Source organism: Bradyrhizobium sp. 63_E2_N1_3 (genome assembly GCF_052076005.1).
In the GTDB taxonomy this organism is placed as follows: domain Bacteria; phylum Pseudomonadota; class Alphaproteobacteria; order Rhizobiales; family Xanthobacteraceae; genus Bradyrhizobium; species Bradyrhizobium barranii.
Map to the genome: position 1 here is coordinate 2,992,055 of NZ_CP197235.1, position 23,355 is coordinate 3,015,409.

Consider the following 23,355-nt stretch of genomic DNA (forward strand, 5'->3'; position numbering starts at 1 on the left):
CAGCTCATGTCCCAAACCGAACTTGAAATCGTCGTCGACGATCCGACCGCGCCTGAAGACGACTCACCCTCCGTCGTCTCCTCCGGCACGATCGAGATATTCGTCTGCCTGCTGTTGCTCGCGTTGGCCGCAACCCTTGGCTATGACAATTGGCGCGCCGGCGCCTCCTGGGATTCGACCGGGCCGGAGCCCGGCTATTTCCCGTTTTATCTCTCCGTCATCCTCGGTGGCGGCAGCCTCTATGGCCTGATTGCAGCCTTTGTGGCGCACCGCGCTGCATCCGAAAGCTTCGTCACGCGTGCGCAAGCGCGCCGTGTGATGGCGGTGTTCGTGCCGACGCTGCTGTTCTGCCTGGTGATGCAGTTCCTCGGCCTCTACGTCGCGAGCTTCCTCCTGATCGCGGGCTTCATGCGGCTCGTCGGCAAGATCGCGCTGTGGAAGTCGCTGCTCACCGCCTTCATGTTCACGGCGATCATGTTCGTCACCTTCGATATCGCCTTCGACGTCATCATGCCGAAAGGGCCGCTCGAAGCGGCCTTCGGCCACTAGGCGCTCACGATGGAAGCTTTCGGTCTCTTGCTTCATGGCTTCGCCGTCCTTCTGACATGGAAGACGCTCGTGCTGATGATGGTCGGGCTGGTGCTCGGCATCTTCGTCGGCGTGCTGCCCGGGCTCGGCGGCCCCAACGGCGTTGCGATCCTGCTGCCGCTCACCTTCACGATGGATCCGACCTCGGCGATCGTGATGCTGTCCTGCATCTACTGGGGCGCGCTGTTCGGCGGCGCCATCACCTCAATCCTGTTCAACATCCCCGGCGAGGCCTGGTCGGTCGCGACCACGTTCGACGGCTATCCGATGGCGCAGCAGGGCAGGGCGGCGGAGGCGCTGACCGCGGCGTTCACGTCCTCCTTCATCGGCTCGCTGGTCGCGGTGCTGCTGATCACCTTCCTCGCGCCGATGATCTCGTCCTTTGCGTTGAAGTTCGGCCCGCCCGAGTTCTTCGCTGTCTATCTGCTGACCTTCTGCTCCTTCGTCGGATTGGGGCGCGAGGCCAAGCACAAGACGGTCATCTCGATGTCGCTCGGTCTTCTGCTCGCGGGCGTCGGCATGGACACGGTGTCGGGCAATCTGCGCATGACCTTCGGCTCGGCCGAGCTCTTGCGCGGCATCAACTTCCTCGTTGCAGTCATCGGCCTGTTCGGCATCAGCGAGATCCTGCTGACGATGGAGGAGCGGCTGGCGCTGCGTGGACACGCCGCGAGCATTTCGCTCCGCGTCGTGCTCAGCGTCTGGAAGGACCTGCCGAAATACTGGGTGACGCTGCTGCGTTCCTCGTTCATCGGCTGCTGGCTCGGCATCACCCCAGGCGGCGCGATCGCGGCCTCCTTCATGGGTTACAACCTCGCAAAACGCTTCGCCAAAGATCCCGGCCGCATCGAGGGCGTGTTCGCACCGGAGACGGCGGCGCATGCCTCCGGCACCTCGGCGCTGCTGCCGATGCTGGCGCTCGGCATTCCCGGTTCCGGTACGGCCGCGATCCTGCTCGGCGGGTTGATGGTGTGGGGACTCAATCCGGGTCCGCTGCTGTTCGTGGAGCACAAGGACTTCGTCTGGGGCCTGATCGCCTCGATGTATCTCGGCAATGTTGTCGGCCTCGTGCTGGTGCTGACGACGGTGCCGATCTTCGCCTCGATCCTGCGGGTGCCGTTCGCCGCGGTGGCGCCGATGATCGTGGTGTCCTGCGCGATCGGCGCCTATGCGATCCAGAACGCGATGTTCGACATCTGGCTGATGCTGGGCTTCGGCGTCGTCGGCTACGTCTTCAAGAAGATCGGCATCCCGCTCGCGCCGTTTACCCTGGCGCTCGTGCTCGGCAACCGCGCCGAGGATGCCTTCCGCCTGTCGATGATCGGGTCCGGTGGCAACCTCAAGGTGTTCTGGTCGAACGGCCTGGTCGGCTCGATCACAACCTTGGCGATCGTGCTGTTGTTTTGGCCTGTGATCGACCGCTTGGTGCGCTGCGTCGGATGGCCGCGGCGGCCGAAGCCTGCCGCTTGAGCCAAGCGAATTGAAAACTGGAACGCTGAACGTCGTGAATACCACGGTTCGGGATATGGGAGGCAGCGGCTTTACGATTGCAAGTGCGGCTGCGGGCTTGATCAAGGCGACGCTCAGCAACGTCAAGGTGATCAACGCGGCCAGCGGTATCGGCGTGGGTGCCGGCGCCGCCGTTCACCTCAGCAATTCGGTCGTGTCAAGCAACTCGGTTGCCGGCATTGCCATCTCGGGCGGCGGCATCAACATTGACGCCACGACCATTTCCTTCAACACGATCGGCGTCAAGCAAGTCGGCGGATCGGTCAACCTGTCCAACGACGACCTTTCGTTCAACAGCACTGGCGTGTCCGGCACGGTCAGCTCGCATTCGAACAATCGCTTCACGAACAACGGTGCCGGCGGAACGATCACGCCAATCGGCAGCACGACCAATCCGACCGGATTGCAATAAGAACAACAATCGCATCGGCTCAGCGATGACGTGAAATGCAAAAGCCCCGGCTCGCCGGGGCTTTTGGTATTTGCAACGTTCTCCGTCCCGGCGCGATGCGGGCGGTCTCGTTGAGCCGGCTCGATCAGGACTTGAGCGAAGCTGCCGCCGTTCAAATCGGGAGAGCGAAGCTGGCGAAAATTTACTGAGCGCATCCCTGATCTGGTCCTCAGTATCTGCGGTGGTCCTCCTGATCGCGGTGACGATGAATCGAAAGCCCGGCGGTGACGCCGGGCTTTCGTTATTTCATCGTGAAACGGTCAGAGCCTGTGACGCTTCCCGCGCTTCTCAGTGACGTTAATCAGCATCAGGATACAAGCGTAGATAGAGTTTCATTGATCTGTTCTTTGTGGAGGACATCATGGCTGTTGAGCATTATCGAGCCCGGAAGGGCGAGGAGATTTCACACGCGGCCGCCGCTGTAGCTGCCGGAGGCTACACGATTGAAGTTCGGTTCCTGGGCGGGCTGACGCCTAAGCAGAAGGCTGCTTTCAAGCTTGCGGCAAACCGCTGGACACATGCGATCGTCGGCGATCTGCCTGATGTCACGGTCGGCGGCGAGAGGATCAACAATCTGCGTATCACGGCGCAGGGCACCGACATCGACGGCCCCGGGAGGATTCTCGGTCAGGCGGGACCGAACCGCTTGCGCCCGCAGAATGCCGGAGCCGCCGCGTTCCTGCCGGCGACAGGCGACATGCAATTCGATACGGCCGACCTCGCGGCGATGGAGGCGGACGGCACCCTCAACGACGTCATCACGCACGAGATGGGGCACGTGATCGGCATCGGCACGATCTGGACGAACAAGAAATTGCTGAAGAGGGTCGACCCCAGCAATCCGACATTCAACGGCCCCAGCGCCATGCGCGAATACGGCAAGCTCCGTGGTTCGGCGGGGTCGCTGCCTGTTCCCGTCGAAAACACCGGCGGGCGGGGGACGGTGGACTCGCATTGGCGCGACACAGTGTTCGGCGCAGAGTTGATGACCGGCTTCGTCAATCAGGGCGGCAATCCGATGAGCCGGGTGACGATCGCAAGCTTGCAGGATCTCGGCTATCAGGTGAACATGGACGCTGCCCAGCCGTATCAGCTACCTGATCATCTCCATATGGCTGAGGCGGGGCTCGTCGCCGCGCATGCTGAAAAGGCAAGAGGCATCGTGCTCCCGCGGATTCCGATCACGTTACCCGAGGAGAGCCTTGGCCCCTAAGGCTAACTCTTTGCCAAGCAAGGCTCCTCGGCAATTCAGGGGTCGTCCGTGAAGAATGCGGATTGATCTGAGAAATAAGCAGAATTTGTCTTGATGTAGTATTCGATTTTGCAGGAAAGCGGGGTGTTGGACCTCGCTTTCTTGCGTTTTAGGATTTTGCTTTTGGGCGATTCGTGATTCCCTGACGGCGTCGTCGACATTGGGGAATGCGATGAGCAAGCCGAGGGATGATCGCCAGAAAGACCTGTTGCTTCCGGCGCTTGATCAGATCATCGACATGGGTCATCCGCTGGTGCGGTTGGCAGCGCTGATCGACTGGAACATCCTGAATGAGCGCTTCAGTTCAGTGTGCCAAGCAGGGTCGGGCCAGCCGGGCTTGCCGACGCGGCTAGTCGCCGGCCTGTTCATTTTGAAGCACATGCACAACCTGTCAGATGAGGTGCTGTGCGCTCGCTGGATCGAGAACCCCTATTACCAATACTTCTGCGGCGAATTGAGCTTCTGCCACCGTCTGCCGTTCGATCGATCGTCGATGACACGCTGGCGGCAGCGGCTCGGCGAGGAACAGCTCGTCGCCCTGATCCAGGAAAGTCTTTCAGTGGCGCACAAGACCGGCGCCATCGGTCCCAAGGACCTGGAACGGGTGGTCGTCGATACCACAGTGCAGCCCAAGGCGGTTGCACATCCGACCGACGCGCGGCTGCTGCATCGAGCAATCACCAAGCTGGTCGGGCTCGCCAAGTGCAACCGTGTGCCGCTACGCCAGAGCTATCTGCGCCTGGCCAAGCGCGCCGCCATCATGACCGGCCGCTATACCCACGCCCACCAGTTCAAACGCGCCCGGCGGCAGCTCAAGTTCCTGCGGACACGGCTTGGCCGGATCATCCGCGACATCCGCCGCAAGATTGATGGCGATACGGTGCTGGAAGCTCGCTTCGGCCCGTTGCTCGGTTTAGCGCAGCAGGTGCGCAGCCAGGATCAGCATCAGCGCGGTCCGAAGGTCTATGCGTTACATGCTCCGGAGGTTGAGTGCATCGGCAAAGGTAAAGCCCGCGCGCCCTACGAGTTCGGCTGCAAGGTCAGCATCGCCACCCCTGTGACGTCTCCGAAGGGCGGCCAGTTCGTGCTCCATGCCAAGGCCCTGCATGGCAATCCCTTCGATGGGCACACGCTCGGTCCCGTAATCGCCGACATGGAGAAGCTCACCGGGGTGGAGACTCGCCGTATCCACGTCGACAAAGGATATCGCGGTCACAACCACCCGCATCGGTTCAGGGTCTGGATCTCGGGTCAGGTCCGCCGCGTCACAGCTTCCATCCGTCGCGAGATGAAGCGTCGCGCGGCTGTCGAGCCTGTCATCGGCCACGTCAAGGCCGAGCACCGCATGGACAGAAATTATCTCAAGGGACGCCTCGGCGACCGCATCAACACTGTTCTCGCCGCCGCCGGCTATAACTTCGGTCTGCTGCTGCGATGGCTCGCAGAGCTCTTGCGTGTCATCATCCGAGCCTTCTTCGAGACCGTCCCGGCTCGAAACACCGCTTGAGCCGGGCGCCGCCGCCAGTTCTTCACGAACGACTCAGGGATACAGGATCATGGAGGGCATGAAGCGACCGGAAGCAATCGTGCTTCCAGATTCGTCACTGATCCCGTCGGACTGCCTGATCTCGCCGCCGCCCAACCAGTTCACCCACGAGGTGGCGAGATCGCAGCCCTTCTATGCCTCGCAGGGCGCGCCGAGCGACCCACCGACCGGACAGTTCGAGGCGGGAGCGAAGGTTGTGCTGCTCTACCATGACGGCGGCGAGCTTTGTCGTGTCGTCGATGCTGCCGGCCGCTATGTCGGCACGCGCTTCGACGGTTTGCGCAAGATCTAGTTGCTTAAGCCGTCAATGCGCGGCCGATGGTGATCACCGCGGCGATCCGGATCCGAAGGGCCAGCTGTCGAGACGCGGCCGTTCTTCACACCACCTTGGCGTTCCGGAGCGTCGCGATCTCGTCTGCACTGAGGCCGAACTCCTTCAAGATCTCGTCGGTCTGCTCGCCGAATTCCGGCGGCCGCGCCACCATCTTGCTCGGCGTGCGCGACAGCGTGACGGGTTGGCCGACCAGGCGGATGTGGCGGTCCTCGTCGTTCGGCACGTCCTGCGCGATGCCGAGATGTTTGACCTGCGCGTCCTCGAACATCTGGTCGATGGCGTAGATCGGTCCGCAGGGCACGCCGGCGTCGTTGAACTCGCGGACCCAGGTCTCGGTCGACTTCGTCACCGTGCGCTTTTCGATCTCGGCGTTGAGCGCGTCGCGGTTCTTGGAGCGGGCCGGGGCGGTCGCATAATCAGGGTGGCTGTAGAGCTCCGGCGCGCCGATCGCCTGCGCGCAACGCTCCCAGATCCGCCCGCCGGTGGTGGCGATGTTGATGTAGCCGTCCGAAGTCTTGAACACGCCGGTCGGGATGCTGGTCGGATGATTGTTGCCGGCCTGCTTTGCCACTTCCTTCTCCATCAGCCAGCGCGCGGCCTGGAAGTCGAGCATGAAGATCTGGGCCTGCAGCAGCGAGGTCTGCACCCACTGGCCCTTGCCGGAAACCTCGCGCTCGAGCAGCGCGGTGAGGATGCCCATGGCGCAGAACAGGCCGGCCGCGAGGTCGGCGACGGGAATTCCGACCCGCATCGGCCCTTCGCCCGGCGCGCCGGTGATCGACATCAGCCCGCCCATGCCCTGGGCGATCTGATCGAAGCCGGGGCGCTTGTGATAGGGGCCGTCCTGTCCGAAGCCGGAGATGCTGCCATAGACGATGCGCGGATTGATCTCGCGCAGGCTCTCATAGTCGATGCCGAGCTTCTTCTTCACGTCGGGACGGAAATTCTCGACCACGACGTCGGCCTTGGCGGCGAGGCGCTTGAACACGGCGAGCCCGCGCTCGTCCTTCAGGTTCAGCGTCATCGCCCGCTTGTTGCGGTGCAAATTCTGGAAGTCGGACCCGCGTCGCGGCCCACCCGGCTGCTCGCCGCCGGAATCCTCGGTCAGCGCGTCGATCTTGATCACGGTGGCGCCCCAGTCCGCGAGCTGCCGCACGCAGGTGGGCCCGGACCGGACACGGGTCAGATCGAGCACGGTGAAGCGCGACAGGGCTTCCGAGGCATGCGGAAAGGGCATCGTGAAAGGCTCCGGGTCAGATTGCGGAGTCACCATAGTGCCGAAACATCATGCGGCAAGTCTGCGCCGGCGCGGATGTCGCCTGTCAAAATGCAGTGCTTGGTGCGGTTTGCTGCGCTGCATGAAGGGATCAGCGCGACAGGCGCTTCAGCTCGGCGCGCGCTTGCTCGGCCTGCGGATCATCGCCGTGTCGCGCAAGGAAGAGCTCGAACGCCTCCCGCGTTCCCTTCCGGCGGGCGGCTTCGTATTCCTCCGCCACCGCGGCGGAGGGATCGCGGGCCATGGGCATGGAGGGGGCGCGTCCCGCCTTGTCCTTGGCGCTGTCGTCCGCCTTGGCTTTCCCGACCATGACAGGCTGTTCTCCGATGGGCAGACGATCCGGCCCGGCGAGCACCGCCAGGGCACCGATCAGTCCGGCTGACAATGGGCCGAGTTTCATCACTTCCCTTACAAAACATAGTCCCAGGCGGAACCCGCAATCTGTCTTCGGCACCGTATGACTACGGAATTTGACGGCTAATGCAGCCTTACGGAAGGGGGCCAGGCACGGACACCAAGTTTAAGACAAACGTTTACCCCCGGAGCTAGAATCAGCCGCCAGCGCCCGGAATCACGCGCGACGCGTCGCCCCGGAGAGTCCATTGGCCACGTCTGTCACCGTTAGTGCCACCAACAACGGCGATATCGACGGTATGCTGTCAGGCTACAAATGGTCGGGCACCGTCACCTACAGCTTTCCCGACGCGCCTGGCGACTACGCGAATCCATACACGGGCGGCAACAGCGAGCCGACGACCTCAGGCTTTGCTTCAGCGCCCAGCCAGATGCAGGCCGCGATCAACTACGCGATCGGATTGATCCTAGGCTACACCAACGCCAGCATCCAGTACGCAGGGACCAACGGCGCCGACATTATGATCGCCCAATCGCTCTCGGCCAATCCGACCTCCTACGCCTACTACCCCGGTAATTATGCGTCGGGCGGCGACGTGTGGTTCGGGACCCAATACAATTACTCGCTGGCCAAGCTCGGCAATTACTATTTCACGACCGCGCTGCACGAACTCGGCCACGCCCTCGGGCTCAAGCACAGCCAGGAGACTGGCGGCCCCGCCAATGTCGCGGTGCCGAGCGGCCACGACGACAGCGAATATACCGTCATGAGCTATCGCAGCTATGTCGGTGCATCGACGACAAGCGGCTATACCAACGAGGCCTACGGGTATCCGCAGACCTACATGGCCAACGATATCCTTGCACTCCAGGCAATGTACGGCGCGAACTACACCACGCAGAGCAGCAACATGGTCTATGCTTGGAGCCCGACGAATGGGCGGGAGATTATCAACGGGGTCGGGCAGCTCGCGCCGGGCGGCGGCGCTGGCGGCTCGGCCAACCGCATCTACGAGACGGTCTGGGACGGCGGTGGCGTCGATACCTACGATCTGTCCAACTACACGACGAACCTGGGCGTCAATCTCAATCCCGGCGCGTCGTCACTGTTCTCGTCGGTTCAACTGGCCAATCTCGGCAACGGCCATTCCGCCTCCGGCAACTCTCCGCGACGCCGTGACCACCAAGATGACGCGCAGAGAGATCGCCCAGGCCCGGAATGGGCGCCAAGCCGCGAGCATCGACCGTCTGACGCCTCGGCCTCCCTGGCTCTCGGCGGCCGCTCAAAAAACTCTAAAACCGGCGGCAGCCAGGACAACGCAACCATCACGGGGCTGGCCAATGGCGGGTTTGTGGTGACCTGGGAAGATCTGAGCGGAACGCTCGGCGATGACGAAGCGACCAGCGTCAAGGCGCAGATGTTTGCGGCTGATGGCAGCAAGGTCAGCAGCGAATTCCTGGTCAACACCGCGACGGCCTCCGACCAGCTCAAGCCAACCATCTCGGCGCTGCCCAATGGCGGCTTTGTCGTGACCTGGTACGATTTCAGCCAGACCGGCGGCGACAGCAGCGGCAGCAGCATCAAGGCGCAGATCTATACGGCCGATGGCAGCAAGGCTTATTTGCGCCGGGTTCCCACCTGTTCCGCGTGCAATTTCAATGATCGTGGCCGTTGGGCAACACTCTCACACGTTGCAACATGGCAGGAAGCTGATGGACAGCAGTCGGGCTTGGGATCAAACCGGTGCCGGTTTGATGGCGGGGGCGCATCGTAACTAGTCTGGTGGGCGAGGCTTGCCGCGTGCTGGCGTGGCAACCATTCGCAAGGGAATTAAGATGTCCGGGGGCTGAAACCGACGGGATTGGTCATCTTGGGCGCGGCTGCCGCGTCATGTTGGATTTTGAGCATGATCCTGGGCATTGCCGAGACCGCGGCTGCCACCTGGTCACGCATGGACATCCTGTCCGGCGATGCCGCGCCCAGCGCCGCCGAAAGCCTTGATGTCGGCACCATGAGGCCGATCGCGCGGCCGTCGCAGACTGCGAGCAAGCCGATCCCCCGCGGCAATCCGCTGTGGTCGGTGCCGTTCTCGGCGCTGACCCAGGAGCGCCCGATCTTCTCGGCGTCGCGCCGGCCGCCGCCCCGCGCCGTTGCCGCGGCTCCGGTGGAAGAGGCGCAGCCGCCTCCACCGCCCGTGCCGGTCGAGGCGCCGCCGCCATTGCTGCTGGTCGGCGCCGTGGTCGGCGAGGGCGACACAATCGCGATCTTCCTCAATCGGATCGACCAGAAGGTCGTGCGATTGCGGCAAGGCGAATCGCTCGGTGGCCGGTCGCTGACCGCGCTCGAGCCGCGCGAGGTGACGCTCAAGCTCGGCGAGCGCAGCGAGGTGCTGGGGCTGTAACGGCCGGATGCGGACCCTCCGCCCCCGCGACGACCAATTCCGCGGGTGCGGAGAGCAAGATGATCGTCCCGACCACGAACCGACCGTCATTTGCCCCGTTCACGCCCAGCTCGACGCCGAAAAACGGCGAGTCGGACGGCCTCTGAACCGCGCCTTTCCCGGATCGAACCACACGCCCGATAGGCCTGAAAGGGCAATCGAATCTGCCCCGCGCCGCCGGGCGGCTGCCGTTCTGCGAACCTATCGACATTCCGCGTGCTGGCTGCTAGCCCGGTTTCGCGATACCCAGGGGGAGCCCTGATCGGCGCGGTAGCGAAGGCGTTGCGGGGTGAAGGCCGGGTGGCTGGCATGGCGTTAAAGAAAAGACCGCCCGATCTGCTGGGGAATTCGGCGTGGAATGCGGTGGCCTTCGTCGTGGCCGTGGTGCTGAACCTGGCCATCCTGCCCTTCGTGATCGCTCGCCTCGGTCTCGCCGCGTTCGGTGTCGCGGGTCTTGTGACCGCCTGCGTTGCGCCCGCGCTCGTGTTCAGCAACGCACTCGGACTGTCGACGGCGCGAGAGCTTGCGCTGCGACTGGAGCCATCCGACCGCGATGATGCGCGGCGCCTGTTTGCAACGGCGATCGCGGTCGCGACTGCTGCTGGCGGCCTGATCACCATTTTCTTTTGGGTTGCCGGAGCCCCGCTGGCGCGTCTCGGCTTTCATCTGGCAGGTCCCGCGGCCGACGATCTTGGACTGGCCTTCGCATTGGCCAGTGCGGGCTGGTTGTGCCAATGCGTGTCGGCGGTCTTCGTGTCGTTGTTCACCGCGCGGCAGGACTATCGCCGGATTGCCTCGATCGGCATTGTCAGCACATTGATCTCGACGCTTTCGATGCTGCTGCTCATCCCCGCCGCGCCACATGCCTCGACTTTTCTCGGCTGTCAGGCGCTCGGGTTTGCAACCGGTCTGCTGATGGCTCTGGTCTGGTCCCGTGGCATGGGCCAATGGCTCGCTCCGCCCGCGCTGCACCGCGAGGCGCTCGGAAAATTGGTTCGGCTGGGCGGTTGGCAAGTCGCCGCGCAGGGTGGTGCGCTGCTTGCGGGGCAGGCCGATCGATATTTGCTTGGCGCGCTGCTGCAACCGCAATTCGTCGGCTTCTACGGTGTTGCGCAGCGTCTGCAGGAGGCGACCTATATCGGCATCCTCAAGGTCGGGGAGATCCTGTTTCCGTTCTTCAGCACGTTGCAGAAGGAGAGCGAGGATCGCAAGGTCGATCTACTGTTCCGATCGTCGTGGATTCTGAACGTCCTGGCCGCAAGTGCCCTTGGCGCATTGATCCCCGTGGCCGGTCCGCTGCTGCATGTCTGGACCGGTGCCGAGGTCGCGGCCGAGGCTGCGCGGGTGCTCGTCGTATTGGCGATTGCCGGCATCCTCGGATCCAGTGCGAACGTGTTCGGCTTTTATCTGCTGGCGCAGGCACGCTCGCGCTCCAACGCGCTCATCGCGCTGGTTACCGGTGTCGTCACCCTCGTCACCAGTGCGATCGTCCTGCCAAGCTTCGGATGGCAAGCCGCAGGCTGGAGCGCCTGCGCCGGCATGATCGCGCAGATCACGACCATCGTCGTGCTGTTGCGCCGCAGTTTTGATCTTCCCGGCATCTGGTCGCGCGTCGTCCATTGCGTACTGATGCCGCTTGGCATCGGAATCGCGACGGCGCTGGCGCTGCGCTACGGTCTCGACCGTGCACTGTTCCAGCTTGCGCCGTCCTGGTGGTCCGTGGGCGTCGTCTCGTCGCTGACAGCTGCGATTATCTTTGTCGTCGAAGTTGCCGCGTCGCAGCTCGGACCGTATCGAAATGCCTGCTGGCAGGACCTGCGGGCCATTGTCAGTCGCTTCGTGCCCCTGAAGGCCATCTAGGATATGTGCGGAATCGCCGGAATCGTCAATTTGCGCGGCAATGCGGTCGAGCCGGCCGACATCTCGCGGCTGACCAGCCTGATCGCGCATCGTGGTCCGTTCGGCGAAGGGATCTGGTTCAGTGCGGACCGGACTCTCGCATTCGGCCACCGGCGCCTTGCGATCATCGATCCCGGCGAGGGCGGCTATCAGCCGATGTTGTCGTCGGACGGCCGCTACGTCATTGTCTTCAACGGCGAGATCTACAATTTTCTCGAGCTGCGCCGCGAGCTCGAGGCGCAAGGCGCGGTCTTCCGCAGCCAGTCCGATACCGAAGTGATCCTGGCCGCATGGGAAGCCTGGCGGGAAGACATGCTGCCGCGCTTCAATGGCATGTGGGCCCTGGCGATCTTCGACACAAGCACGCGCGAATTGTTCCTCGCGCGCGATCGCTTCGGCATCAAGCCGTTGCTCTATGCGATGTCGCCGGAGCGATTTGTTTTTGCCTCTGAGCAGCGGGCGCTGGTGCGCAGCGGACTGATCGATGCTTCCGTCGACATGGACGTGGCGCGCCGGCTGTTGCTCGACGCCTTCGGGATCGAGGGAAGTGAACGAACCTTGTTTCGGCAGGTTCGCCGTCTGCAGGCCGGTCATTGCATGTGGCTGCGCCAGGGCAAGGTCAGTGTCCGCCGGTGGTGGCGGACCGTAGACCATCTGCCGGCCGTGCCGGTCACTGAAGCCGAGCGTGTCGATCGTTTCCGCGAACTGTTCCAGGATGCCGTGGCCTTGCGGATGCGCAGCGACGTGCCGATCGGAACCTGCTTGTCCGGCGGCTTCGATTCATCGGCGGTGATCTGCACCATGGCCGCGCACGAGCGGGCCGGGATGGGGCCGCGCGATAGCACCGCGTGGCGGCATGCTTTCGTCGCAACGTTCCCGGGCGCCTCGAACGACGAGAGGCCGATGGCCGAGGAGGCCGCGGCCTGGGCGAAGGTCGAGCCCACTTTCCTCGAAATCGGGCAGGGCGACGCGCTGACCGACCTCGACCGGATTCTCGACGACCTCGACGATGTCTATATCGGGTTGCCCAGCGCCGTGTGGCTCATCTATCGGCAATTGAGGCAAAGCGAGGTGACGGTGTCGCTCGACGGCCACGGGGCCGACGAATTGATGGGCGCCTATATGCAGGAAGGACAGGCGCTAGGGTTTCGGATCCGGAACGCGACGGAAGACCTAGCTTCGCGATCGTCGCTGGCGCGGTGCGGCGTGGATGTCCTGCGCATGCTGGCCCTGAAGCGCAAGGGCGTCTATTTCCTGCGTGGCGGCCTGCGCGATCTTCCCGCCTTGCTTCCGCTGGTCGCCGAGGAGGATGTGCTGCCGCGTGAATGGGGCGGCTTGAACCGGCGGCTGTACCGCATGTTTCACAGCACGGTGCTGCCCACCATCCTGCGCAACTTCGATCGTCTCTCGATGGCCCACGGCATCGAAGTCCGCATGCCCTTCATGGACTGGCGCCTGGTGACCTACACGATGGCACTTCCCGAGAGCAGCAAGTCGGCAGACGGCTATACTAAGGCGGTCGCCCGGCGGGCGATGGCCAATCTGATGCCGGAATCGATCAGGACGGCGCGCCGCAAGGTCGGCTTCAATTCGCCGATGCCCGAATGGTTGAACGGACCTTTGGCCGGCTGGATGGCAGATCTGCTCGACCAAGATGTGCCGGCGTTTGCCGAACTGGTGAATGAAGCTGCCTTGCGCAAAGCGGTCGGCCGTCTGACAGCGTCGAAGACGTGGGACTGGGAGGCGGTCGGGCGGATCTGGCCGTATCTGAACATGAAATGGATGTTGGCAAGGTACGCCTGAACGATGCGCCTTTTCCAAAATTACGGCCTTTACCCATCTTATCTGCCGCGGCTGAACCAGCTCGCGATGAGCACCCAAAGTTTCGCGGAACGTCGAGACGTGTTCCTAAATGATCGTTTCGGTGCATCGCATTTCCTGCAGCCGGTGCTCGATGGATCGCCGGAGGCCTTCTTCACCAACGGCGACGACGCGGTCCTGCAGCGCCGCTGGGCGCGTGAGCAGGGTATGTCGGGCGAGCCGACGCTCGAGGCCATCCTGCTTGCGCAGATCGAGCATCACGCCACCGAGGTGTTCTACAACCTCGATCCCGTGCGCTACCCGAGCGCGTTCGTCGCCAAGCTGCCGGGTTGCGTGAAAACCGCATTGTGCTGGCGCGCGGCGCCGTCGGGAAACGCCGATTTCACGGCCTATGCCGCCGTGCTTGGGAACTTTCCGTCGATTCTCGACATGTGGCGCGACAAAGGATGCCGAGCCGAGTCGTTCTTTCCGGCGCATGATCCGGTGATGGACGAGTATGGCCACGGCGAACGTCCGATCGATGTCGTCTTCGTCGGCGGCTACTCGAGGCACCATCGGGCACGTGCGAGGACGCTGGAGCAGGTCGCGCGTCTCGCGGGCGGTCGCAACATCGTGCTTTGTCTCGATGCGTCGCGCCTGACCAGGCTCGCAGAGAGCGCGATTGGACGATTGCTGCCGCTGCGGCAGCACCGGCGTCCAAAGGCGGTCGCCAAAATTGCCCAGCCGCCGGTGTTCGGGAGAGATCTCTATGACCTGCTCGGCTCGGCCAAGATTGTGCTGAACGGCGCGATCGACATGTCGGGCAGCGATCGCGGCAATATGCGTTGCTTTGAGGCGATGGGATGTGGCGCGTTGCTGGTGTCGGACGCCGGGCGCTATCCTGGGGGAATGGATTCCGAGACAATCGTGACTTATGCGGGCGGCAGCGACTGCCTTGCCCAGATCGAGACGTCCCTAAACAACTGGACTGAGATCAAGGCCAAGGCCGAACGAGGTCGAGCCGCGGTCCGAGATTTGTATAGTAAACAGCAGCAGTGGGCTCTATTTAGAAGCCTCGTGAGCCGTCTCTAGGAGCAAGCATGCACGTCGGTGGATTTGCCATGACGCTCATGAGTGATGGCGCAACAGCGGTCGGCCGCGCTGTGACCGATGTTGCGAGGGCAAGGCTGGTGTGATGGCTGCTTCACTCCCAATCCGCGGCTTGGATATCCTGCTGGGGTGGAAAAGCTGGCGATCCGGCACGGTCACGCTCGGGCGGGGAACGTCGGTGGCATGGCGGCGGCTGCGTCGTGTTCGGGGCAACCGGCTGACGATTGGCGACGAGTCTATCGTTCATGCCAATATCATTTTCGAGGACGGAGGGGCTGACATTCGTATTGGCAGCCGGACCTATATTGGTCTGTCCAATCTGATCTGCTTTCGCAGCGTCTCAATCGGAGATGACGTGCTGGTATCGTGGGGCGCCACCATCGTCGATCACGATTCGCATAGTCTAGAGTGGGATCTGCGACGCAACGACGTACGTGATTGGGCCCGCAACCAGAAGGCCTGGACTCACGTTCCCACCGCACCGGTGGTGGTCGCCGACAAGTCGTGGATCGGATTCAATGTCACTGTTCTGAAGGGAGTGACGATCGGGGAGGGCGCCGTCGTTGCTGCGTGCTCCGTCGTGACGCGCGACGTTCCGCCTTATGCTCTCGTTGCAGGAAACCCGGCGCGCGTCATTCGCATGCTGAATGCTAACGACTCGGCGGAACGACAGGCTCTCGCACGGGAGCTCCGCTCGGATGACCGGTGATCGACAATTCCGAACGTGGGAAGAAGCCGTGCTCTGGCTGCGCAATCAGCCGGATCAGGGCCAGCTCGTGCGTGACGCCTTCTATGACGATCCGCTGGCTGCGGCTGCAGAGCGCTATTTTCGAGGCACCGAATGGCAGGCTGTTGCGGCGTTGCTGTCCGGTCGCTCCGGCTCGGCACTTGACGTCGGCGCCGGTCGCGGCATTGCGAGCTATGCACTGGCCCGGAGCGGATTTGAGGTGACCGCGCTCGAGCCCGATGGCAGCGCGATCGTTGGCGCTGCGGCAATCCGCGATCTCGCGGCGCAGGCGAAGCTGCCGATCCGCGTGGTCGAGGAGTTCTCCGAGCGCCTGCCGTTCGCCGACAGAACGTTCGATGTCGTGTTTGCGCGTGCCGTGCTGCATCACACGCGCGATCTCGAGGGTGCCTGCCGCGAGATGTTTCGTGTGCTCCGCCCCGGCGGCATGCTGATCGCCGCGCGCGAGCACGTGATCAGCAAGGAAAGCGATCTTCAGCAATTCCTCGATCAGCACCCGCTGCATCACCTCTACGGCGGCGAGCATGCCTACCTGCTCGACCGCTATACCGGCGCGCTGAAATCGGCCGGCTTTGCCGTCGAGACGCTGGCGCCGCTCCAAAGCCCCATCAATCTGTTCCCGTATACGGCGCAGACGCTGCGATCCGCGGCGGTCGAGAAGTTGACGCGGAAGATTCCGGTTGCTCCGCTGTGGCGCGCCGCGTTTGCCTCGCAGCGCGTGTTCGCCTCCCTGCTCTCGTTTGCCGAGCGCTTCGACCACCGGCCTGGCCGGCTCTATTCGTTCGTCTGTCACAAGGTCTAGCGATGTCGATGTGGGTTACCGGCGCGAACGGGTTCATCGGCCGCCATCTCGTCCGCGAGCTGGCGGGCAGCGGGCATGCGGTGCATGGTGTCGGTCATGGTGCACTCGATCCGGGCGATGCGCGGGGGCTCGGCTTGCAGACCTGGATCAATGGCGAGGTCGACGCGGCCAACCTGAATGCGCTCGCTGCTGCGCACGGACTGCCGTCGCACGTCTTCCACCTCGCCGGTGGATCGTCCGTCGGATTGTCGATAGAGCGTCCGTTCGAGGATTTTTCGCGGACCGTAGCCAGTACGGCGCGCCTGCTTGAATGGCTTCGAAGCTTTGCGCCCGCGAGCCGGCTGGTGGTGGTGTCGAGCGCGGCGGTCTACGGTGCCGATCACACCGGTCCGATTCCCGAAAGCGCGGCGCTGGCGCCGATGTCGCCCTACGGCCACCACAAGCGGATGATGGAGCAGCTGTGTCACAGCTACGTCCAGAGTTTCGACGTTCGCTGCATGGTCGTGCGATTGTTCTCGGTTTACGGTCCCAACCTTCGCAAGCAGGTGCTCTGGGATATCTGCTCGCGGCTGCGGAGCGAGCAGCGCACGCTTAATCTCGGAGGGACGGGGGCTGAGATCAGGGACTGGACCGACGTTCGCGACGTCGTTCGCTTGCTGGCGCGCGTCGCGGAAGCGCCGTGGCAGAACGATTTTGGCGTGATCAATGGCGGCTCGGGGCGCGGCGTGAGCGTGGCCGAGATTGCCAATGGCCTGATCGGGCATTGGGGGAGCAGCACGGCCCTGCAGTTTTCCGGCGTCGCGCGCCCGGGGGATCCGACGAGTCTGCTGGCCGACAACGGGCGCGTACGCGATATGAATTTCGATTGGCGCATTCCGCTGGAGCGGGGCCTCGCCGACTACGTTGAATGGTTCAGGGGCCAGGCCCGTGCCTGAGGCGGCGCCGGTGCGGATCGCATTCACCAACATTCCACGCCGCCTATGGGCGGGAGGCTACAACTATCAACGCAACCTGTTCGATACGCTCAACAGGTACGCGCCCGGCGCCGTGACGCCCGTGCTGTTTGCTGGAACGGCCGATGATGCCGAGGAGATTGCGGCGCTGGCAGGTATTCCCGCCGTCGAGGTCGTGCGCTCGCCGGTGTTCGATCACGCAGCGACTGGTCTTGCCCGTGCGACGGATCTCGCCCGCGCGATCGCCTTTGGCCTGGACGGACCCGCCGTCGCCGAGTTCAGGATTCGCAAGATCGACCTGGTGTTCGAATCCGCGCGCTTCTTCGGCTGGCGCCTGCCGTTACCGGCGGTCGCCTGGTTTCCGGATTTCCAGCACCGCCTGCTTCCGCATCTTTTCTCCAGGAGCGCCTATTGGCGGCGTGATATCGGCTTTCGGGTCCAGCTTGCGTCCGGCCGCCACATCATGTTGAGCAGTGCCACCGCGCTCGGCGACCTCAAACGATTTTATCCAAGCTTGTCGAACGGTGTCTCCGTGGTCCGGTTCGCGACCGAGCCGCCGGCCGGCCTGCTGACCACGAATCCGTCCGAGGTGATCGCAAGCTACGGCTTGCCGCCGCGCTATTTCTATCTGCCAAACCAGTTCTGGCGTCACAAAAATCATCAACTCGTCGTCGATGCGCTCGGCCTGTTGAAACGCCGGGGGCTGGACGTCGTGGTCGCGGCGTCGGGGAGCCCGCTGGACTTCCGCGAGCCCGATCTTTTCGACACGATGATGCGGGAGGTCGATGCGCGCGGCCTGGAGAAGAATTTTCGGCACCTCGGAATGATTCCGCTGGACCATGTCTACGCGCTCCTGCGCGCATCGGTGGCGCTGATCAATCCGTCGGAGTGCGAGGGGTGGAGCACCACCGTCGAGGAGGCAAAGTCGTTTGGTGTCCCGATGCTGCTGTCTGACCTCGATGTGCATCGCGAACAGACCGAGGGCCGCGCCCGGTATTTCGGTATTCGCGATTCTGCGGCCTTGGCCGATCACATGGCAGAGGCCGCGCAATCAGCGGATCCTGCGACCGTCCGGAGGCTGCTGCCTGACGTCGAGCAGCGCGTGAAGGCGTTCGTTGCGGATTTCGTCCGGCTGACCGCGGACGTGATGCAGAATGCGGGAAAGCGCTAGTCGGTAGCTGCCTGCTGCGCGAAGATGCTTCGCGGCATCACGTACCGGAGCAGGAAGAGAATCGCGGTGCTGCGGAATTGCGCCATTTGCAGATAGTTCCGCGCGCGGAACGAAGATACTGCTTGGACGTTCCTCGAGTGCAGGCGGACGCTGAATTCATACTCAATCGGAACCCGCTATTTATCGGTCCAAACAGCAGGCTGCTTTAGTCAGAAGTTCTCCATTACGTCGCCGGTGCAGCACGCGGTGATTTGTTCGGCTGCGATGGTAGCGGGCGTGAGGCTTGCGCTACTCGCCGTGTTCAGCCTTTTCGACTACCTGATAGAGAAGCGGATGTACGCGAATTGTGTAAGAGCTTACCAGCAGTCACCGATCTGCTTAGCCGAAGACCGAGCTTCACGGCTTCCGAAGCGGCCGTAGCCTAGAACTCAGCTGCTCTACATAGCCGTCGATCGCGCTCCGCAACTTTGCGGCGTTGGCGCCGTGAGCGCGACGCTTGAAGACCAGGTAATTGCGCAGCCCGCCGAGTTCGGCGCGGTCTGCTGGTGATGAGGACACCGTGCAGTGCCAGCGGATTGGCGCTGGCGCGGGTGTCCTGCGGCAGGCAGCGGCTTGAACACCAGCTTGGAGCGCGAGCCCGAGGGCTCGATGACCTTCTCGGCGCGCTCGCGGATATTCGCTGGTTGTGGCCTGGCAGATTCGCGTTTTCGGTCGCTTGGCGAGACCTAGCATGTTGATGACGTCCTGCACCGAGGTCTTGTTGGTCTGCACGGGGCGCACTGGTAACGGATTGGCTCGGCTGAGCAGGCCAAGGTTGACGGTCGCGTCAACGGCGCCTTAGAGTAGTACAATGATGTCGTGCCGGACCGCTCGAACAGAGCGATGTGGCGCCGGCTGCCGGTGAATTGTCTGTCAGCTGACCCGTCCTTGGCGCTAGCCTCGAGCGGCCTTTCGCAGGCGTGCTACCCGATCGTGCTACCCGATGAAGCGCTGCCCCCGAGCCCACGAAGATTCGGCAGTCTCATAGCCATTTAACGGCACGATCGGTTCTCGGAGAGGCTGTCAGCGTCATGCGGCTATACGGGAAATGCCAAGAGGGTTGCTCCAGCTGAGATATTGCCTTTAAACCTCTCGCTGAGATGGATTTTCCCGGTTGCCGCCGGTTTGTATAGAAGTTGCCAAGAATGCGTGTTCCCGACTGGAGAGATCAATGAAGGTCGTAATTCTTGCCGGAGGTCTCGGCACCCGTATCGCCGAGGAAACCAGCACCCGTCCGAAGCCGATGGTCGAGATCGGCGGCCGTCCGATCCTCTGGCACATCATGAAGATCTACAGTCATTATGGCTTCAATGACTTCGTGATCTGTCTTGGTTACCGGGGCTACATGATCAAGGAGTACTTCGCGAACTACTTCCTGCACATGTCCGACGTGACCTTTCATATGGCCGAAAACCGGATGGAGGTGCATCGCGAAACCGCCGAGCCCTGGCGCGTCACGCTGGTCGACACCGGCGAGGACACCCAGACCGGCGGGCGGCTGAAGCGGGTGCTTCCTTACGTCGCGAACGAGCCCTTCTTTGCGTTGACCTATGGCGACGGCGTTGCCGACATCGACCTCGCCGCCGAGATCGCTTTCCACAAGGCGCATGGGCGGCGCGCCACCGTCTCGGTGGTGCGGCCTGCAAAACGCTTCGGCGCGGTTGCGATCGAGGGTGATCGGGTCGTCAATTTCGAGGAGAAGCCGAACGACGACGGCGGCTGGATCAATGGCGGCTTCTTCCTGCTGTCGCCGTCGGTCGGCGAGCTCATCGCAGGCGACAAGACGATCTGGGAGCGCGAGCCGATGGAGCAGCTCGTGAGTGGGGACGATCTCCGCGCCTATGTGCATCCCGGCTTCTGGCACCCGATGGATTCGCTGCGTGATCGCAACTTCCTCGAGGGCGAATGGGCGAACCACCGCGCCAAATGGAGAGTCTGGTGACGGATCCCGCATTCTGGCGCGGCAAGAAGGTTTTTCTGACCGGGCACACCGGTTTCAAGGGGGCATGGGCCTCGCTGTTGCTGCGCCGCCTCGGCGCCAGCGTCTACGGCTACGCGCTCGAGCCGACGCATCCATCCTCGTTGTTCGTGACGGCGCGCATCGCCGACGACATCAGGCAGCGCATCGCCGACATTCGCGATCTCTCCGCCTTGCGCGCCGCAATGACTGAGGCCGAGCCCGACATCGTCATTCACATGGCGGCGCAAGCGCTGGTGCGCCCGTCTTACGAGGAGCCGGTCGAGACCTTTGCGACCAATGTGATGGGCACGGTGCATGTGCTGGAGGCGGCACGGCAGCTGCGTTCGGTGCGGGTTATCCTGAATGTCACCAGCGACAAGTGCTACGAGAACAACGGGGCGGGCGTCGCCTTCCGTGAGGTCGATCGCCTCGGCGGCGACGATCCCTACAGCAACAGCAAGGCCTGCGCCGAGCTGGTGACGCACTCCTATCGCCACAGCTTCTTCAAGGCTCCGGGTGCGGCGCGCGTCGCGACCGCGCGGGCCGGCAATGTCTTCGGCGGTGGCGACTGGGCGCGCGACCGTCTCGTTCCGGACGCGATGCAGGCGTTCCTTGCGGGCGAGCCGTTGCGGATTCGCAATCCCAACTCGGTGCGGCCCTGGCAGCACGCGCTCGATCCGGTGCTGGGCTATCTGACGCTGGTCGAGCGGCTGGCGGCCGACGGGCGTTTCATTGGCGGCTGGAATTTCGGCCCTGACGCCGCAAGCGAGGTGCCTGTGGGAGCCGTGGTCGAACATCTGATCGCGCAGTGGGGCGAGGGTGCGCGCTGGACCGCCGACGCGGGCCCGCATCCGCACGAGGCCGCCTATCTCAGGCTCGACTGCGCCAAGGCACGGAGTGAGGTCGGCTGGACGCCGCGGCTCGATCTGACGCAGGGGTTGCGGCTCACCGTCGACTGGTACAAGGCGCTGCGCGAGGGCAGAGACCTGCGCAAATTCTCGATCGACCAGCTCGATCAGGTTGTCGGTGCGTCGTCGAGGACGGTCGCGTGACGTGACGGCTCACGGCGGACGGGGCCGAAGAAAGCGGACCGCCGTGTCTCGACCGATCTCGCGGTGGCGCGAATGCGCAGGAGGTCCTTGCGGGCAACCAAGCCGACGAGATGCCCGGTCGCGCGCTCGACGATCGGCACCCGCCCGACGTCGGCCAGAACCATCCGATCGGCAACATGCGAGACGGGCTCGTCCGGATAGCCGAGCGTGAGCGAGCGGTCTGATGCGCAGTCGAACAGGGTGGCGCGACCATCGGCGCTTTTCCGCGCGCCACCGCAGCACGTCCGAGCGGCCGACGAGACCGGAGACCCCTCCGCCGGCGTCGATCAGCGGATAGGACTTGTGACGTCGTTCCCCGTGGGAGAAAAACGATACCGCTTCGCCGACGGTCATGGTTGCGGGCAGGGTATCGACATCCTTCACCATCACTTCGCTCACGCGAAGCAGGTCGAAGGGGTCGATGCCGTATTCGCGCACGACGTGCTGGCCGCGCCGCGCGATCTTTTCGGTGAGGATCGAGCGCTTGAGAAGTAACACGGTGAGCGCATAAGCAGCGCTCGTGGCAATCAGAAGCGGTCCCATCATCGCAAATTCGCCGGTCAGCTCGACGGCGAACAGGATCGCGGTCAGCGGCGAGCGCATGGTGCCGCCCATCATTGCGGCCATGCCGATGAGTGCCCACGCACCATGCGGGCCCGGCAGCAGCTGTCCTTCGAGCCAGCCGGCGCAGCCGCCGAAAATGAGAAGCGGCGCGAGGACGCCGCCGGAGGTGCCCGATGCCAGGGCAACGATCCAGATCGCAGACTTCACGAGCAGGATCAGGACCGTGGCCGATACCGCAATGTTGTCGTTGAGCAGGTCGCCGATGATATCGTAACCGACACCGAGCGCGCGTGGCTCGATCAGGCCGCCGGCACCGACGAGCAATCCGCCGATCGCCGGCCACCACATCCAGTGAATTGGGAGATGGCCGAAGATGTCCTCGGCCTTGTACAGGAGGGTGGTCAGCAATCCCGATTGCAAGCCTGCCGCGATGCCAATGCCGACGCAGGCAAGCGGTCCCCACCACGGCAAATCGAGCTGGCCGGCGAACGGGAACAGCGCGCCGCTGCCGATCAGCCACGGTCGCAGTGCCGACGAGACCACGCAGGCGGCGATCACGGGAATCAGGCTGCGCGGCTTCAGCTCGAACAGGAGAAGTTCGACGGCAAGCAGGACGGCGGCGACCGGGGTTCCGAAGATCGCCGTCATACCCGCGGTCGCACCGGCGACCAGCAGCGCCTTGCGCTCGGCGGCGGTGAGGTGGAAGCATTGCGCGAAGAGAGAGCCGACGGCGCCGCCGGTCATGATGATCGGGCCCTTGGCGCCGAACGGGCCGCCGGTACCGATCGAGATCGCCGACGACAGCGGTTTGAGACGGCGACCTTCGGCTGGAGACGGCTGCCGCCGATGAGGATGGCCTCGATCGCCTCGGGAATGCCGTGGCCGCGAATCCTCTCTGAGCCAAAGCGCGCCATCAAGCCGATGACGAGGCCGCCGAGGGCCGGGGCCGCCACCATCCAGACGCCGGGCTTCAAGCCCGACAGCGAGAGCGTCTGCGCGCTCAGCGTATGCAGCCATACCGCATTGGTGACGAGCGCGATGGCATGCAGCAACAGCCACGCCGTCGCCGCGCCGCCGGCGCCGACGAAGACGGCCATGGCGACCAGCATCAGAACACGCCGGTCTGTCGTGAAGTCGCCGAGGCGCGGCAGGGAATTGGCGGGGATGGAGCGTGGCATCTTGGTCCGATCGGAGAATAACGCAATTGTAATGATGACGGAGCCGCCGCTCAGGCCGGACGGCGGCGAAAAACATATCGTAAAGCGATATAAATCAACGGATCAATTGCTGACGGGCAGGTAGGCTTGAAAGTCAGGTGACGGACCGTCTAGCGCGGCAGCTCCAGAATCTCGGAGATGCGCGCCTGCGAGGAGATCGCGTGATTCAGGCGCGCGCCCGACGCAGACCGCGAGATACGATTTGAGCAGGACGATGAGGCGAGGATGGCGCGCTCGATATCGGACGCAAGAC

At 63.6% G+C, this 23,355-nt stretch carries 18 protein-coding genes and 2 pseudogenes; 17 read left to right on the forward strand and 3 right to left on the reverse strand.

All coding sequences use genetic code 11. The annotated features are described in order from the left end of the window. Positions 1 to 6 precede the first annotated feature (6 nt). The 6 genes from AB7531_RS13900 (at position 7) to AB7531_RS13925 (ending at position 5,638) form a co-directional block, all read left to right on the forward strand. A complete protein-coding gene (locus AB7531_RS13900) occupies positions 7 to 549 on the forward strand; it encodes a tripartite tricarboxylate transporter TctB family protein (RefSeq protein ID WP_063982139.1) in 543 nt (180 codons plus the stop codon). 9 nt (positions 550 to 558) lie between these two features. Next, on the forward strand, positions 559 to 2,058 hold the full coding sequence (locus tag AB7531_RS13905) for a tripartite tricarboxylate transporter permease (protein ID WP_441279973.1): 1,500 nt from the start codon (positions 559 to 561) through the stop codon (positions 2,056 to 2,058). Positions 2,059 to 2,155: 97 nt separating this feature from the next. After that, on the forward strand, positions 2,156 to 2,509 hold the full coding sequence (locus AB7531_RS13910) for a hypothetical protein (RefSeq protein WP_063982141.1): 354 nt from the start codon (positions 2,156 to 2,158) through the stop codon (positions 2,507 to 2,509). A 388-nt stretch (positions 2,510 to 2,897) separates the two neighbouring features. Further along, complete coding sequence (locus tag AB7531_RS13915; RefSeq protein WP_245328603.1) at positions 2,898 to 3,761, forward strand: leishmanolysin-related zinc metalloendopeptidase; 864 nt, start codon at positions 2,898 to 2,900, stop codon at positions 3,759 to 3,761. A gap of 211 nt (positions 3,762 to 3,972) precedes the next feature. Beyond that, on the forward strand, positions 3,973 to 5,307 hold the full coding sequence (locus AB7531_RS13920; RefSeq protein WP_436855093.1) for an IS5 family transposase: 1,335 nt from the start codon (positions 3,973 to 3,975) through the stop codon (positions 5,305 to 5,307). Positions 5,308 to 5,365: 58 nt separating this feature from the next. Next, positions 5,366 to 5,638, forward strand: coding sequence for a hypothetical protein (locus AB7531_RS13925; RefSeq protein ID WP_245285670.1), 273 nt, complete (start codon positions 5,366 to 5,368; stop codon positions 5,636 to 5,638). A gap of 85 nt (positions 5,639 to 5,723) precedes the next feature. Here AB7531_RS13925 and AB7531_RS13930 read toward each other — a convergent pair whose 3' ends face one another. Further along, entirely contained in the window at positions 5,724 to 6,917 is a 1,194-nt protein-coding gene (locus AB7531_RS13930; RefSeq protein WP_063982142.1) for a CaiB/BaiF CoA transferase family protein, read from the reverse strand. A 130-nt stretch (positions 6,918 to 7,047) separates the two neighbouring features. Beyond that, a complete protein-coding gene (locus AB7531_RS13935) occupies positions 7,048 to 7,356 on the reverse strand; it encodes a hypothetical protein (protein ID WP_063986226.1) in 309 nt (102 codons plus the stop codon). A gap of 202 nt (positions 7,357 to 7,558) precedes the next feature. On the opposite strand from AB7531_RS13935, the pseudogene AB7531_RS13940 reads away from it, so the two are divergent. The 11 genes and pseudogenes from AB7531_RS13940 to rfbG form a co-directional block, all read left to right on the forward strand. Then, positions 7,559 to 8,477 (forward strand): annotated as a pseudogene (locus AB7531_RS13940) (M10 family metallopeptidase); the annotation flags it as partial. Between the two features lie 740 nt (positions 8,478 to 9,217). Beyond that, positions 9,218 to 9,712, forward strand: coding sequence for a hypothetical protein (locus tag AB7531_RS13945; protein ID WP_245328604.1), 495 nt, complete (start codon positions 9,218 to 9,220; stop codon positions 9,710 to 9,712). 348 nt (positions 9,713 to 10,060) lie between these two features. Beyond that, positions 10,061 to 11,611 carry a lipopolysaccharide biosynthesis protein gene (locus AB7531_RS13950; protein ID WP_245328605.1) on the forward strand — a complete coding sequence of 517 codons (1,551 nt, stop codon included), beginning with the start codon at positions 10,061 to 10,063 and terminating at the stop codon, positions 11,609 to 11,611. 3 nt (positions 11,612 to 11,614) lie between these two features. Beyond that, positions 11,615 to 13,453 carry an asparagine synthase (glutamine-hydrolyzing) gene (gene asnB, locus AB7531_RS13955; protein ID WP_063982144.1) on the forward strand — a complete coding sequence of 613 codons (1,839 nt, stop codon included), beginning with the start codon at positions 11,615 to 11,617 and terminating at the stop codon, positions 13,451 to 13,453. A 99-nt stretch (positions 13,454 to 13,552) separates the two neighbouring features. Then, entirely contained in the window at positions 13,553 to 14,542 is a 990-nt protein-coding gene (locus tag AB7531_RS13960; protein WP_436855461.1) for a glycosyltransferase family protein, read from the forward strand. A gap of 103 nt (positions 14,543 to 14,645) precedes the next feature. After that, on the forward strand, positions 14,646 to 15,269 hold the full coding sequence (locus AB7531_RS13965; protein ID WP_063712108.1) for an acyltransferase: 624 nt from the start codon (positions 14,646 to 14,648) through the stop codon (positions 15,267 to 15,269). Next, the gene (locus AB7531_RS13970) at positions 15,259 to 16,107 is read left to right on the forward strand and encodes a class I SAM-dependent methyltransferase (RefSeq protein WP_063982146.1); all 849 of its coding nucleotides are present in this window, start codon (positions 15,259 to 15,261) and stop codon (positions 16,105 to 16,107) included. The genes AB7531_RS13965 and AB7531_RS13970 overlap by 11 nt, the downstream gene beginning before the upstream one ends. A 2-nt stretch (positions 16,108 to 16,109) precedes the next feature. Continuing rightward, positions 16,110 to 17,042 carry an NAD-dependent epimerase/dehydratase family protein gene (locus tag AB7531_RS13975; protein ID WP_038957496.1) on the forward strand — a complete coding sequence of 311 codons (933 nt, stop codon included), beginning with the start codon at positions 16,110 to 16,112 and terminating at the stop codon, positions 17,040 to 17,042. Continuing rightward, positions 17,035 to 18,231, forward strand: coding sequence for a glycosyltransferase family 4 protein (locus AB7531_RS13980; protein WP_063982147.1), 1,197 nt, complete (start codon positions 17,035 to 17,037; stop codon positions 18,229 to 18,231). Before AB7531_RS13975 ends, AB7531_RS13980 begins: the two co-directional genes overlap by 8 nt. A gap of 1,210 nt (positions 18,232 to 19,441) precedes the next feature. Continuing rightward, positions 19,442 to 20,212 (forward strand): glucose-1-phosphate cytidylyltransferase, encoded by a 771-nt coding sequence (rfbF, locus tag AB7531_RS13985; protein WP_038957498.1) that lies wholly within the window; start codon positions 19,442 to 19,444, stop codon positions 20,210 to 20,212. Then, the gene (rfbG, locus tag AB7531_RS13990) at positions 20,209 to 21,282 is read left to right on the forward strand and encodes a CDP-glucose 4,6-dehydratase (RefSeq protein WP_063986227.1); all 1,074 of its coding nucleotides are present in this window, start codon (positions 20,209 to 20,211) and stop codon (positions 21,280 to 21,282) included. The genes rfbF and rfbG overlap by 4 nt, the downstream gene beginning before the upstream one ends. Here the strand turns inward: rfbG and AB7531_RS13995 are convergent. Beyond that, positions 21,246 to 23,063: pseudogene (locus tag AB7531_RS13995) on the reverse strand (chloride channel protein). The gene rfbG and the pseudogene AB7531_RS13995 overlap by 37 nt on opposite strands. Positions 23,064 to 23,355: the final 292 nt, after the last annotated feature.